Below are 15,096 nucleotides of genomic sequence, written 5' to 3'. Positions count from 1 at the left end.
GTTCAAAATGACAAATAAACGCATTATCAGTTTAATAATAATTATTGCAAGTCTTATTATCGTTTTTAGTGTGACTATTTATAATAATAAAAAAGCAGAGGTAAAAAGTACTAATTCCTATAATCAATCATTAATTAGTGCTGAACAGGAAGATAATGCACTTGCATCTTTGAATAAGGATTTTACATTGAAAAGAGATTTCTCTTCTCATTTACCAATAGTTATTGTTGATACTAACGGCATAGAACCACCAATAAATACAAGATTTAATCCCAAAACACTCCTTTTCGAACCAATTAAAGGCATTGAGCCCTATGTAAATGGTACTATACAAGTGATAGATAATGGGAAAAGGAACCATTTAACCGATAAGGCATCAGTTAGAAGTAAAATAAAAATAAAACGACGTGGCAATACATCAATGCAATATGCTAAGCCTCAATATTTAGTAAAGTTAATAACAGAAACAGGACAAGATAATGAACTATCATTGCTAGATATGGGTAAAGATAATGAGTGGATTATCAACGGGACTATGACTGATAAAAGCATGATGCGTAATTATTTGTCTTATCGTATTGCATCGCAGTTTATGCCGTACACACAAGATAGCAAGTATTGCGAAGTGGTGACAAAAGAAAAGGATACCTATACCTATCAAGGAGTTTATCTTTTGGAAGAAAGCGTTAAACAAGGTCCAGACAGAGTAAATATTTCTAAATATAAGCCTACAGAACATTATAATAGTTATATGGTTCGCAGAGACAGATATGATGAGGAATCTATTATGCTTAACACATATGCTACTGAAAAGAAGCTCAGTAAAGGTTATCTCGGATTACGTTATCCTAGTAAACACAGTGTAACTCCAGAAATGATAGATTACATTGAAAAGGATATAAGCAAAATAGAGAGAATACTATATTCAAATAGTTTTTCCGAATTTTCTACTTATCCTAAATATATTAACGTTGATTCTTTTATTGATTATTTTCTGGTCAATGAGTTTTTTGGAAACTATGATGCAGGTAATAATTCTACTTATATGTACAAGGAATTAGGAGGAAAGCTTTGTATTGGGCCTGTATGGGACTATGATGGTGCTGTAGACAATTATACCGAACAACCTATGCATATCGAAGTGATGGCTTTTCAAACATCACCATGGTTTGATAGACTTATAACAGACAAAGCATTTGTATTAAAACTTGAAAAACGCTATTCAGAACTTAGAAGAAAATATCTTTCTGAAGAAAATATTATGAGCGCTATTGAACAAATTCAAGCATATATTGGCCCAGCTAAGGAACGTGAGTGGTTTCGTTGGAATGATATTAGGGAAAAGCAAAATAGTTATGAATTAAAATCCTATCTAGATTCAGACAATGACGAGATTTATCGTAAAACTTCTAATTATGATCAAGAGATATATAAGCTAAAAACAATTTTGAGAAAACATGGGAATGCAATTCTCGAAAGGTTAGAAATTTTAGAAGGGAGTACAATATGGGAAACAAATTGGAGCAGTCGAAAGAATGTAATGTTGTTATTGGTTATTGCATTGTTCTGTGTTCCAATAATTTATGTATCTAGGAGCTAATATCGTAGTATGAACCTATTAATAAATAGGACAAGGAGGAGGTTTATAACTATGAATAAATTTATAATTATCAATATAGTATTCTTTTTTTCATTAATTATTTCCTTTCATACCCACAGTGTTTTTGCAGCAGATATACCCAAAAAGCTTGAGAAAGTTAAATACTTCTTGCAAGTGGTAGATACACCTTTTTGGATATGGTTCTTTAGAATATCCTTTTGTGTTTGTTTATTAAGTATAATAATAAGTTTTTTTTATTATGAAAATAAAAAAAACTGAAAAGTATTTGTTGTGTAGGAGAAGGTAAATGTTATTTTCAAGTATAATATTTTTATTTTATTTTTTACCAGTTGTAATACTGGTTTACTATTCGTTAAGCATTTCAAGATTAGCACAGAATATTTGGCTTTTTATTTCTAGTATTTTCTTTTATGCATGGGGTGAGCCCATTTATGTGCTGATTATGTTATTTTCAATTTTATTAAACTCATTATTTGGAATTTTTATTGAAAAAAGTTGTGAAAATGAGAAAAGAGCCAAAATATTAGTTGTTGCGGCTTGTTGTATAAATATCGGTATATTATTTGTATTCAAGTACTTGAATTTTATGATAGAAAATATTAATGACATATCTGGGCGTCAGTTGCTGCCGACTACAACAATAGCGTTGCCTATAGGGATTTCATTTTTTACTTTCCAAGCATTATCATATGTTATTGATGTTTATACAGGAAAAACAAAAGTAGAAAAAAATCCATTTTATGTTGGGTTATATATAGCATTCTTCCCACAGTTAATTGCAGGGCCTATTATTCAATATAATGATATTGCCGATCAAATTAGAAATCGTACTTCTACTTGGAGAAAGTTTTCAGTGGGATCATGCCGGTTTGTGACCGGATTAGGAAAAAAAATGTTGCTAGCCAATAATTTTGCTGCAATGGCAGATAACATTTTTAACTGGTCAACAATTGGTCAACAATCATATGAAGTTCCGGTGATGCTTGCTTGGCTGGGGGCAATTGCCTATACATTGCAAATATTTTTTGACTTCTCTGCATATTCTGATATGGCAATTGGATTAGGCTTAATGTTTGGATTTAAGTTTGAGGAAAACTTTAATTATCCTTATATTTCAAGGTCTATCACAGAATTTTGGCGAAGATGGCATATTTCATTGTCAACTTGGTTCAGAGAATATGTATATTTCCCACTGGGTGGTTCAAGAGTTAAAAGTAAAGATAAAATGATACGTAATCTATTTGTTGTATGGCTATTAACAGGTATTTGGCATGGAGCAAATTGGACATTTGTATTTTGGGGAATGTGGAATTTTATCTTCATATTAGCAGAACGTTTTTTACAATATCATGAGAATAATCAACATCCAATTTTAATGAGCGTATATACAATGATTATAGTAACATTTGGTTGGGTTGCTTTTAAAGCAAATGATTTATACCAGGCTGGGAGATACTATCTTAACATGTTTGGGCTTAATAATAATGGATTTCATAGTGATTTAGCACTTGTATTTATCAAGGAAAATGCTTTATGGCTGACTTTAGGAGTTTTGTTATCTACACCAATTGCAAGAAAGATGAATTTGCTACTAGCAGAACGAAAGATGTCTGTGATTGGGACTGTATATACTATTGCTTATCCAATTGTAATGATTGGTCTATTTATTATATGCGTTGTTTACTTAGCAAGAGGTACATATAATCCGTTTATCTACTTTAATTTTTAAGTTGCAAAGGAGGCATAGAAATGAAACAGTTTTTTATGAAAAAGTATATATTTGCAGGAATACTTATTTTTATATTATTTGCCTTCGGCATTGCTAATTTTATATATCAGTTTGATGAGATGAATGAAACTTTTAAAAAGTATGGCAAAGTAGCTAATCAAAGGGATGTAAAAAAGTTAATTAGTAAAGTAGAAGAAACGGCCAATGAGGAATTGTTATGTAAAATCAATTTTATTGAAACTTACGGTTATATTCAAAAGTTGTTGGGCAAAAGTGAAATGGATAATTTTACCTATGGAAAAGATAAGAAAGGTTATTTAAATTATGCAAGCTTTTATAGAGAAGATGATCCTAATTTAAAAGAATATGCAAAACGAATTCGAAGATTAAAACAAAGTGTTGAAAGCAAAGGTGCTAAAGTTTTATTTATTAATCCACCAGAAAAGTATGTACCAAATATCTCAGCATTTGATAAAGGGTTTCCAATTAATGATACAAATAAAATTCAAGATGAATTTTTGCTTTATCTTCATAATAATGGTGTGGAAACATTAGATTTACGCAAAACAATATTAGAATCAGGACTACCTTATGAAAAACTTTTCTATAAAACAGACCACCATTGGACGGTGGAAGCAGCTTTTCTTGCGTTTCGGGCCTTAGTAGCTGACATGGAAAGTAGATATGATGTAAAACTTGATCCAAAGGGATTTTATCGTAATTTAAATAATTATAATAAATACTTTTATAATCAAAGCATGCTTGGTTCTATGGGACGAAATTCAGGAATTAATTATAGTGGCTTAGATGATTTTACACTTATTACACCTAAATTTAAAACAAATTTACTTTGGGAAGCTGAAGATGTTGATGGGGATAAAAAGCATAAAGAAGGTAGTTTTGAAGAGTCTATATTACAATTAGATCTTTTATCTTCATCTGAAATTTATTCTGTTTCTAAGTACGATACATACATTGAAGCTATTAATCCATGGGATAAAATTACAAATAATAATAATCCACATGGTCTAAAAATATTGTGTATACGAGATTCTTATTTTTCACCAACTCTTTCTTTCTTGGCACCATTATGTAGCCAAATACATATGATTTGGCCATTGGCAACTTCAAATAGGGTAGATGTTGAAAAGTATATAGAGAAATATAAATTTGACTATGTATTTATAGAATTATACCCGCATAATATTAAAGAGGAAGCCTTTCCTTATTTTAAAAGTGAATAGAAAGAATAAAAATAATACTAAGAAGTGGAAGGTTTAGGGATGTACAAAAAAATAATAAATATTTTTGGCTGGATTATTCTTTTATCAATTATTTTTTATGGATATTGGAATGTTCATCTGAAAAATGTAGAGAAAATTGCACAAGGCACACCAGTTGAAGTTTCATTTTTAAAGCTTAAAGAAGATGCAGACTGTATCCTCATACAACAAGGGGAAGGCAATGTGTTGATTGATACAGGAGAAAAAGAAGATGCACAGAAGATTGTGAATTACTTACAAAAGAAAAATGTATCTTGTATTGAGTACTTAATTTTAACACATCCAGACTTAGATCATATTGGCGGTGCAATGGATGTTATAGATAACTTTAAAGTGAAAAATATTATTCAATCTTATTATCCAAAAGGCAATAAACAACTAGAAAAGCTTAATGAAAAAATTAAAATACAGGGCATCCCTATAATATATCCAACATTAACTCGCAGGTTTTCAATTGGAGGGATGAATGTACTTGTATATCCGCCGTTAGAAAAATATTATACAAAGGATAATAACTATTCACTAGTTACTTTGATTAAACATGGTAAAGTAAATATGCTGTTTGCAGGAGATGCGGAGAAAAAAAGGCTTGAAGAAATGATGCTTATTAATTGGCAAAATATTGGACTTTATAAAATACCGCATCACGGTCGAGCCAATATTAATTCAGAACGATTTATTAGAATTCTGAAACCAGCTTATGCGGTAGTTACTTCAGAAAATGCCGATGAAATAATAAAGGAAACTTGTAAAGATATTGACACTCAAGTATTTTATACAGGATCAGGGGACAAGGTATTCTATAGTAATGGAGATGTTTTAACTTTTGGCCATATCTCAAACAAGTGAATAAGATATAAAGAAGAACTTGGTATAACTTAGCATGGTCTATAAAACTGAATAATCACTATATCCTCAGTGTTTTTTCATGTCTATAATATAAGTATCAAGGAGTGGAGAAGTTGAGTTTAGGAAAATATAAGAACAGAGTATGGATGGTGCTTAACAGTGTGCTTACGTGTGTTTATCTTTTTTGGAGAATTTTCTACACTATACCCACTGAATATGGATTAGTATCATTAATTGCTGGCATAGCTTTAATTACTGTAGAAGTGCTGGGTGCATTAGAAGCAGCTGTACATTATTTTAATATGCATAAGGTTGAAAACATCCCATTACCAAGTGTCTTGTTGGATATGTATCCTGATGTAGATATATTTATAGCAACGTACAGTGAACCAAATGATATATTGATGAAAACTGTAAATGGATGCTTGTATATGGACTATCCTGATAAGAGTAAAGTTCATATATATCTATGTGACGATAGCAGAAGACCTGAAGTACGTAAACTTGCAGAGGAGATGGGCGTCAATTATATAGATAGGGAAAATAATAAAGGTGCTAAGGCTGGAAATTTAAATCATGCTATGTTGGTTACATCATCACCGTTGATTGTAACTTTAGATGCTGATATGATTCCAAAACATGATTTTTTAATGAAGACAGTACCTTATTTTGTTGATGCAGAAGTTAATAATAACAATCGTAAAGAAGAAGATAAAATTAAAATTGGATTTGTACAAACACCTCAAAGCTTTTACAATCCAGATTTGTTTCAATTTAACTTGTTCTCAGAAAATAGAATTCCAAATGAGCAAGATTACTTTTATAAGGACATACAGGTTTCAAGAAATAAAAGCAATAGTGTTATATATGGAGGATCTAATACAGTATTATCAAGGGCTGCATTGAATGATATTGGTGGATTCTATACTGAATCTATTACAGAAGATTTTGCAACAGGTATTTTATTGCAGAAAAAAGGATATATTTGCTATGCAGTTAATGAAGTTTTGGCTTCAGGACTATCAGCAACAGATCTTAACAGTTTAATTCAGCAACGTGTACGTTGGGCAAGGGGTGTAATAGCAACAGGTAAAAAAATGCACATTATATTTACTCCTAATTTGACCTTAGGTCAAAAAATTAATTATATGGCTTCAATTTGGTATTGGTATGCACCAATAAAACGATTAATATATATCATGTCACCAATTCTTTTTGCCACATTTGGTTATGTTGTATTAAAGTGTACTTTATTAGAAGTTTTAATATTTTGGCTGCCGATGTATATAACTAGTAATATCTCACTAAAAATGCTTAGTGGAAACATTAGAAGCACAAAGTGGACTAGTATATATGAAACACTTATGTTTCCTTATATGTTATTTCCAGTTCTCCTCGAGAGTTTTGGTATAACTTTAAAGAAATTTCAAGTTACTAAAAAAGGTCAAGTCCAAAGTGAGAAAGGGAAGAACATAGGATATATGATTCCTTTCCTAGTTCTAATTGTATTGTCAGTCATAGGTATTATCAATTGCATTTGTACAATTTTTGACAGTGGATCATTAAATCCAATCGTTGTTTTGTTCTGGTTAGCTACAAATTTATTCTGTTTAGTTATGTCTCTTTTCTTTGTACAAGGAAGAGAGTATATGCGTAAGAGTGAAAGAGTTAATGCAAGAATAGATTGTGAAATACAGGATAGATTTATAAGACGTACATGTAAAACAAAAGATTTTTCTGAAACAGGTATTTCAATTATATTAAATGACCCTGTAAATATTGACGATGAACATGATGTTAGCATTCAATTAAAAACAGATAGATACAATGCAAAGATGAAAGCAAGAATAGTTCATGTTGAAGAAATCAAAGATGGCTGGAAATACGCATTTTATATAACTGATATGTGTAATTCCTATAGGGAATATCTTCAAATAATATACGATAGGGTTCCAACATTGCCTTTAAATTTATCTGAGTCTCTTAGCAGCTTTGATGATTTGAGATTAAATGTTTCTAAAAGAACAAAGGAAACTTTTTACGAGAATAGACGACTTCCTAGAATCAATATGAATGTAGATGTTAAAACCGAAAAAGGTGACTTTGTGCATGTTATAAATTATAACTATAAATATATTGCATTAAATATAAAAGATAAACCTGAAAATCTGTTACTGATACCAGTAGATGGTTTAGAATTAAATTGTGAATATGAACGAACAGTAAGAGAAAATATCGAACTATATGCAATAAAAAATTACAACGAAATTCACACAAATAATGAAAAACAAAAATTATTAGAGAAATGGATTGAAGAGACTAGGGCTACTAAATTAGAGAAAATGGAGGCAAGAAATGATACAAAAGTATCGAAGACAAATGAACTCAAAGAAATGGATTTTCTCTAAAACACATTGCATAATTTCCACTAGTGTAATTCTTATATTATCTACAATTTGTTTTAGTATATATACTTACAATAATCCAGCAGGCATTCGATTTATTAGAAATATGAAAGTTGGTTGGAATCTTGGAAATTCTTTAGATACCTATGGTGTGGGTATCATAAATGGTGATCCGGAAATCTATGAAACTTTTTGGGGGAATCCAGTTACTACTAAAGCTATCATTGATGAAATTAAAATTGGTGGGTTTAATACAATTAGAATTCCTGTTACATGGTATGAACATATGGATGAGAAAGGTGCAATTGATGAAAAGTGGATGAATAGAGTGCAGGAAGTTGTTGATTACGTTATTGAAAATGATATGTATGCAATCATAGATATTCATCATGACAAATGGTTTGTGCCAACTTATGAAAATCAAGATAATGCAAAAAAAAATTTATGTTCAACGTGGGCTCAAATTGCACAAAGATTTGCAAATTATGATGAACATTTAATATTTGAAGCGATGAATGAACCAAGGATAATTGGTACTGAATTTGAGTGGAGTGCCGGGAATAAAGAATCGAGGGAAGTGTTAAACAATTTAAATGCTGCCTTCGTAAAAACCATACGCAAAGCTGGAAATGAAAATAAAAAACGTTACCTAATGATAGCCCCATACTGCAATTCAGCTGATGACGAAGCTTTAGGAGACTTTATATTACCAAAGGATGACCGCATAATTGTTTCAATTCATCAATATGTTCCCTATGAATTTGCAATGCAGGAAGACGGCACCAATAGATGGAATAAAAAAAATAGAAAAGATACAAAAGACATAGATGAAGTTATGAATAATCTTTATTATAATTTTATTCGCAAAGGGATACCAGTAATTATTAGCGAGTTTGGTGCAGCAAATAAAAACAATCTTGAAGATCGCATCGAGTGGGCCAATTATTATTTGCATGCTGCAGCAGAAAAAAATATTATGTGTATTTGGTGGGATAATGGAAGTAGTGAAGATAAAACAGGCAAGTATGAGTTGTTTGATAGATATAATTTAAGATGGAAATACCCGGAGATTATTGATGTGCTTAAACAAGTTAAGTGAATAGACTGCAGTATTTATTTTCTGTTATATTAAATGGACCGAGTTTTGGAAATATAAATCCTAAAGCTCGGTCCATTGAATTATATGGTGAGTATACTATTCAATTTAACATCTAGATATAAATAAAGGTTCACTTAATGCTATTTATTTAAAAAATCTTGAGCAAACTGTACATAAAGGGATGTACCAATTTCAAGGGCATCCTCATCTACAGTATAATGGGGATGGTGTTGGGGATAGTATGCCCCTTTACGTTCATTTCTTACACCAACCAATGCAAGTACACCAGGTACTTTACTTTGATATTCTGAAAAATCCTCTCCGCCCATAATCTTTTCAATAACTACGGATTTTGCACTGATTTTTTCTAAAGAAGTTTCTGCTAGCTTTGAGTACTCTTCGTCATTAATCACTATAGAAGTTCCGGGAGAATATTCTAGCTCTGCTTGTGCTCTAAATGTAGAAGCAGTATCTTCAGCTACTCTTTTTATAATTTCAGGGAAATTATCTCTTATTTCGGGATTAAAGCATCTTGTAGTTCCAATTAAAGTGCCTTCGCTAGCAATAACGTTAAATCTTGAGCCAGCGCTAACAGAACCAACACTTACGACGGCAGGCTCCAATGGATCTAATTCTCTGCTAACAATAGTTTGTAAATTCATAACTATAGCTGAGGAAGCTACAACTGTATCTACTCCTTGATGAGGGGCAGAACCATGTCCTCCTTTACCCTTTACATTAATAGTAAACAAATCTGCAGAAGCCATTAGTGGACCAGGCTGAACACAGACAGAACCGCATTCTATATCGCTCCACACATGCATACCAAATACTCCAGATGCTCCATCTAGTGCTCCAGATTCAATCATCATCTTAGCACCTTTAGCAACTTCTTCGGCAGGTTGGAATAGTAGTCTTACTGTGCCATTAAGCTCTTCTTTTATATCATTTAACACCATAGCAGCACCTAAAAGCATAGATACATGACAATCATGACCACAGGCATGCATAAGACCTTCATTTTTGGATCTAAACTCACAATTATTTAATTCGCTGACAGATAAGCCATCTATATCAGCCCTTAGAGCTACAATTTTATTAGAGCTTTTGCCTTTAATTTCAGCAATAACTCCTGTACCAGCCGCACTTTTATATTCAATGCCTAGTTTATCTAATTCTTCCTTAATCATTTTACTTGTATTAAATTCATTTAAGCTAGCTTCAGGATATTCATGAAACTTTCTTCTTAAATAAATAATGTTTTCAGCATACTTCTTAGTCAATTCTCTTATAGTCATATTATTTTGTCCCCCTATACAGATAAATTAAGTTAAATTCACATTTAATTTCAAAAGTTGAAAAATATCATTAAATAAAGATTATAATAATTTTACAAAGAAACCAGCCAAAACTACTGATGCTATTGTAACTGTGGTAAAACCAGCGACAAGCATTTTTGGAAGCATTTCTTCAATTACATATTCTCTTTCTTCTTTTGTTTCACATACAGATTTTATGGCCTCATGAGTTAAAATATAATCTGCAGGGAAGCCATATAGTGCAGTAAGTGTACAAGCAAAAGCCATTTGCTTTGAGAAACCTAGTGCTTTTCCTAGTATTAAGGATATAACATACATACCAAGTACCCCTAAAATGATTATTCCAAATAGTGGGCCAGATATTTGTTTAAGCATAGCTGGCGTAGCTTGGGAAAGGTTGGCAAATATAAATGCCATAAGTACTGTCATAAGGAATCCAAAGGAATTAGCTTTATTTAGTGCTTGCTCTTCTAAAAAGCCTATCTCACAAGCAATAACACCTAATATCAAACAAAGAACAAAGTTATTAACGTGTACAATAGGACCAAGTTTAGAAGCAATCCATCCAACAAATCCAAGTTTTAATAAAAGCATATAAGGAGTTTGAAATTCTTCTGGTAGAGCAGGAATAAGTTTTTTCCTAGGTTGAGATATTTCTTCACATGCAGTTTCTACTTTAGCAAGCCTTGATTCCTTTCCACCATTTTTATAAATTTCGGATACTCGTCTAGCTTCTTTTTTAAGACAGAAAGCTGAAATTGGATAGCCAATAAAACCTTGCATTATATACATGCAAGTTGCAAGAACAGCTACAGATTGAAGCCCCTTATCAGCTGCAGCCTTAGACATTAATATTGAAGCCACGACACCACCAGTAAGGGGAGGAGTAGCAGCTACAACTGTTTGCCATCCAAATAGCACTTTACCAATAGTCAATGTCATTAAACATATTCCTATAATGCCTCCAAGAGATATCACAACTGTTCTCCATTGAGATAATAATTCTTTAAAGTTCATTAACGTCCCCATATGCACCAATAATAAATACATAGATACATTTACTATTGGTGCTGCAAATGAGCCTTTATCAATAATGTCTTTTGGGAAAATAGTCCAAAAGCCAATTAAAAATAATACCGCAGATACAAAAACTGAAGGAACGAAGGCCTTTGTTTTTGTTGAAACAATTTCACCAGCGGTTAAAACAACTAAGATGATAGTAAATGCAGCAATTACGCTGAAATTCATAATAAATGCCCCCTTTAATTTAAAAGTGTTTGTTAATTGTGCTAAATTATACCAATACCAAATTAGTGTGTCAACGTGGCGAAATATACATTATATTGATGGTATTCAATATAATTCCACAATAGCTAAGTGTGTAAAAATAAATTATTCATAAAACTAATATTTTGAATATAATAATTCTTATATATAAATAATTAAAAAAGAGATAACATTTACATGAGGAAAAAAATTAAGAGGTGCCGCATATTATAGATAAGCTTTACTCAAATTTGAATTTTGAGAGCAGATTCAGTATTTAGTATTATAAGGGAAATTGCCATTTTAAAGAACAAATGAATAAAAAGTTGCAAAAAAAGTTATGAACAAATTGTTAATTTTTATTAAAAACTCATTTTAAATAAAAAATATAAGCAATATTAGTAGAAGTTTTTATATAGTTAAAGCCCTGGATGTAGATACTTACATCTGAGGGCTTTTAAATGTACAAACATATTTAGCATATAGGTTACTCAATATTATACTCTGAAAAAGTACCCCAGTTTTCTACTTTACTAAACTGAGGATTAGATGACATAAAGTGGACTATTATTGGAGAATTGTCTAATTCAGAATGCTTATTAAAGAATGCCCTATCACCATATCTGATAGCTTCTAAGGCAAGGGGTAACTCACGTCTGAACACGGAATCTCTTACAGCAGTAACCATTGGGCAAAATTCTCCATCTACATATAAATACACATGAAAAAAGTAGCGTTCTGCTTTTTTAATCCATTCACCAAGTACTTCATCCCTCATAGCATTAATTTTGTCATAAGCATATCTTAATCCAATAGTTAAAAAAAGTTCTGCGGTTATATCGGAGTGAGTAAGGGTATAGCGCCTAGGTATAATGGGTGTTGTAGCAGTAATTCCATCTCTAAATTCCACTGAAAGCTTTTCAGGGTTTAATCTACTCATATAATACCTTCCTGTATATATTTATCATAAGAGTATTATATGATGATTACAGTTATTATGTTAGTAATTTACGGATTCTAAAGGGTTGGCTATGGTTATGGTAAGGGGAATAAAACAAGCTTAGGTATAGTATAAATTATATAATGAGTATTAAAATTTAGACGTAATAGGAGTAATAACAATGGAGATTTTTGTATTTTTTGTATTGATGTATATTTCTGTATTTTTACATGAGCTTGGGCACTTCATATCAAGTAAAATCTTTAATATTAAAGTATATGAGTTTAGCGTTGGACTAGGATCTATCTTTTGCAAGTTTAATCTCAAGGAAACCAATTTTTATCTTAAGAATTTGCCACTAGGTGGATATATAAGCTATTCTGACGATGATGTATTCAAGCTAAGCATCGTTAAGGAATGGATTATTATATTATCAGGAGTTTTAATAAATTTTTTAACGTTTATTATCGCTTTAACACTTGCTTATAATAAGAATATTTTTCACATGATGAAAATGTTTTTTGTGAAAATTCTCCTTCCGTTTTCTTCTGCAATGTTTAATTTTTCAGATTATGCTGTATTAGATAATAATTTAAATAACGCTTTAAGTTCAATAGCTAAGCTATCGTCATTTAATGACTTATACTTTATATTAGCTTGCATTAATTTATCTTTAGTCATTTCGAATTTATTACCAATTCCTATTTTAGACGGTGGTCAGATAATAATGAGTATAATTAGAAGACTAAGCTATAAATTAGGAACATCAAAGCAATATATAGATCTATTAGCGAATATTATCTACTTGATATGTTGGATACTTCTTTTACTACCTTTGCTCATTAATAAATTTTTATCGTCTGAAAATAAAGTTATATTTATTCTTTATATAATAATGGGGATTTTATTTTTAGGGGTTATATTAGTATTTAAGCAAACAGATATTTATAGGAAAGTTTTGAGAAGAACGTATTAGTAGTAACCTAAATAAAACCTCTGAATAACATTAATTCAGAGGTTTTCACAAAATAATATATGACTTTCTATTTATTTAATTTTTACCAGCCATTTCCCCATAATAGGTAATCTGGAACTTCTGAACCTGGTCCATAGGGCTCGCTGTATATCATAGTAAGTATGGAGTCCTTTGCACCCTCTACCATTTTACTCTGTTCTGGGGGAGCAACTCCCACCATTTGAGCTTTTGAAGTATTCCTAAACCATACATCCTTAACTCCATTCCATTCACCCTTGTATATCCATTGATCTGCTGGTAATTCATTTTCCCATGTGCATTGTTCATCAATTGTACCATTTGGATTTGATTTTCCGCCAGCATAGACTTCGATGGTGTAGGAGTGGATGCCAAGCCTTCCATATGTCCAATCTATCATTTCTGCAGAAGTAGGGTAATCATCATAGGATTGTTTTGCATAAAATTTTCTGCCAGTAGTTTTTTCAAGTGCGTTTTTCATATCAAGGGACACTTTTTCCATAAACTTAGCATCCTTTGGTTTTTCCGAAGTATTACACCATGGTGTCAATACACATTGTATACCTGTGTGAAGAGTTGCTAAAGCATGAATTTTCTTTGTCATTAAGAAATTTTGAACAGCCTTCACTTCAGGTTCTGTAGCAGGGTTAGATCCTGCTCTTGTATATGCATTCCCACCTAGTACTGGGTTTGCATCCACATCTAAGTAATTCCATAAATAATCAAATGTCCTATTTAGGTCGATATTACTTTGTTTTGGATCGTCGCCAAATACCCCATTTTTGTCCCAGTCAGGGCTCTCCATGCCAATTTTTTTTCTGTCTTTTATAGCTGAATTTTTAGCGCCTACGTATATGTCAGCTATTATGCCGTCTCCATCTGTATCTTTGTAAGGATCGCTAAATACTATATTATTTCCATTACGATCTGTAGGTCTTAAGTTTTCTCTGATTGGATATATAAGTGATTGGGCATATCCATCAGGATTCATAACAGGCACAATATATATTATATAATTATCTAAGATATTTTTTACTTTTTTATCAGCATCATAATTAGTAGCTAGCCACCAAGCTGTGTAAGATGCACTTTCAGCAGATTCCTGCTCATTTCCATGAATATTTCCAATTACAGCAATACCGGTTTTATCTTTCTCATTTTTTGCATTGCTGGTTAGCTCAATAGCATTTATCTTTCGTTCTCTCCAGGTATGGCCTATAGGATAAGTTTTTGCTATTTTAGGATATTGATCAGATAAGTTTTTTAATAGACTTTCGTGAAACTCCATAGTATGTCTTTGATTCCAATTAATGCTTTTTAAATTAGTCTCTGCATCTTTATTAGTTTGGGCAGATACATGGCCGCAAGGCGCAATTAATAATAGAGCAGTTAAAAATAATGAAGTCAATTTTTTCATAATTATCCCCCTTAAAATTGTAAGTTATATATTATTTTGTGATAGTATGAGCCATTTCTAATGCATAGGACTTTATTAATTGAATTAACTTTTATTTAGATTATATTCAACATAACTGTAAAATATTTACATAAAGATATAATATAAATTAAAAATATATTATAGTTTATAGAC

Annotated in this window: 12 protein-coding genes; 8 read left to right on the top strand and 4 right to left on the bottom strand. The window is 31.3% G+C overall.

Translation table 11 applies throughout. From position 1 onward, the window contains the following. Positions 1 to 7: 7 nt before the first annotated feature. From BSD9I1_RS05785 to BSD9I1_RS05755, 7 genes are all read left to right on the top strand, one after another. Positions 8 to 1,600 carry a CotH kinase family protein gene (locus BSD9I1_RS05785; protein WP_186429532.1) on the top strand — a complete coding sequence of 531 codons (1,593 nt, stop codon included), beginning with the start codon at positions 8 to 10 and terminating at the stop codon, positions 1,598 to 1,600. 51 nt (positions 1,601 to 1,651) lie between these two features. Next, complete coding sequence (locus BSD9I1_RS05780; RefSeq protein WP_186429531.1) at positions 1,652 to 1,879, top strand: hypothetical protein; 228 nt, start codon at positions 1,652 to 1,654, stop codon at positions 1,877 to 1,879. A gap of 28 nt (positions 1,880 to 1,907) precedes the next feature. Continuing rightward, positions 1,908 to 3,350, top strand: coding sequence for an MBOAT family protein (locus BSD9I1_RS05775; protein ID WP_186429530.1), 1,443 nt, complete (start codon positions 1,908 to 1,910; stop codon positions 3,348 to 3,350). 20 nt (positions 3,351 to 3,370) lie between these two features. After that, positions 3,371 to 4,594: a hypothetical protein gene (locus tag BSD9I1_RS05770; RefSeq protein WP_186429529.1), complete on the top strand. Its 1,224-nt coding sequence runs from the start codon at positions 3,371 to 3,373 to the stop codon at positions 4,592 to 4,594. 39 nt (positions 4,595 to 4,633) lie between these two features. Further along, positions 4,634 to 5,482 carry an MBL fold metallo-hydrolase gene (locus BSD9I1_RS05765; RefSeq protein WP_186429528.1) on the top strand — a complete coding sequence of 283 codons (849 nt, stop codon included), beginning with the start codon at positions 4,634 to 4,636 and terminating at the stop codon, positions 5,480 to 5,482. A gap of 104 nt (positions 5,483 to 5,586) precedes the next feature. Continuing rightward, positions 5,587 to 7,890, top strand: coding sequence for a glycosyltransferase family 2 protein (locus tag BSD9I1_RS05760; RefSeq protein WP_373419342.1), 2,304 nt, complete (start codon positions 5,587 to 5,589; stop codon positions 7,888 to 7,890). Then, complete coding sequence (locus BSD9I1_RS05755) at positions 7,838 to 8,986, top strand: glycoside hydrolase family 5 protein (protein ID WP_186429527.1); 1,149 nt, start codon at positions 7,838 to 7,840, stop codon at positions 8,984 to 8,986. The genes BSD9I1_RS05760 and BSD9I1_RS05755 overlap by 53 nt, the downstream gene beginning before the upstream one ends. Positions 8,987 to 9,126: 140 nt before the next feature. Here the strand turns inward: BSD9I1_RS05755 and BSD9I1_RS05750 are convergent, their stop codons facing one another. The 3 genes from BSD9I1_RS05750 to BSD9I1_RS05740 all read right to left on the bottom strand — a co-directional run bounded on the left by BSD9I1_RS05750 (position 9,127) and on the right by BSD9I1_RS05740 (position 12,511). After that, the gene (locus tag BSD9I1_RS05750; protein WP_186429526.1) at positions 9,127 to 10,284 is read right to left on the bottom strand and encodes a M20 family metallopeptidase; all 1,158 of its coding nucleotides are present in this window, start codon (positions 10,282 to 10,284) and stop codon (positions 9,127 to 9,129) included. An 81-nt stretch (positions 10,285 to 10,365) separates the two neighbouring features. Beyond that, the gene (locus tag BSD9I1_RS05745; RefSeq protein ID WP_186429525.1) at positions 10,366 to 11,553 is read right to left on the bottom strand and encodes a hypothetical protein; all 1,188 of its coding nucleotides are present in this window, start codon (positions 11,551 to 11,553) and stop codon (positions 10,366 to 10,368) included. 505 nt (positions 11,554 to 12,058) lie between these two features. Then, positions 12,059 to 12,511, bottom strand: coding sequence for a staygreen family protein (locus BSD9I1_RS05740; RefSeq protein ID WP_186429524.1), 453 nt, complete (start codon positions 12,509 to 12,511; stop codon positions 12,059 to 12,061). A 181-nt stretch (positions 12,512 to 12,692) separates the two neighbouring features. On the opposite strand from BSD9I1_RS05740, the gene BSD9I1_RS05735 reads away from it, so the two are divergent. Further along, entirely contained in the window at positions 12,693 to 13,487 is a 795-nt protein-coding gene (locus BSD9I1_RS05735; protein WP_186429523.1) for a site-2 protease family protein, read from the top strand. 82 nt (positions 13,488 to 13,569) lie between these two features. Here the strand turns inward: BSD9I1_RS05735 and BSD9I1_RS05730 are convergent, their stop codons facing one another. After that, complete coding sequence (locus tag BSD9I1_RS05730; protein ID WP_186429522.1) at positions 13,570 to 14,922, bottom strand: M14 family metallopeptidase; 1,353 nt, start codon at positions 14,920 to 14,922, stop codon at positions 13,570 to 13,572. Positions 14,923 to 15,096 lie beyond the last annotated feature (174 nt).

This window comes from Clostridium sp. BSD9I1 (assembly GCF_900185645.1).
Lineage (GTDB): Bacteria > Bacillota > Clostridia > Clostridiales > Clostridiaceae > Clostridium_AK.
This window is presented reverse-complemented; position numbering and strand designations above follow the sequence as displayed.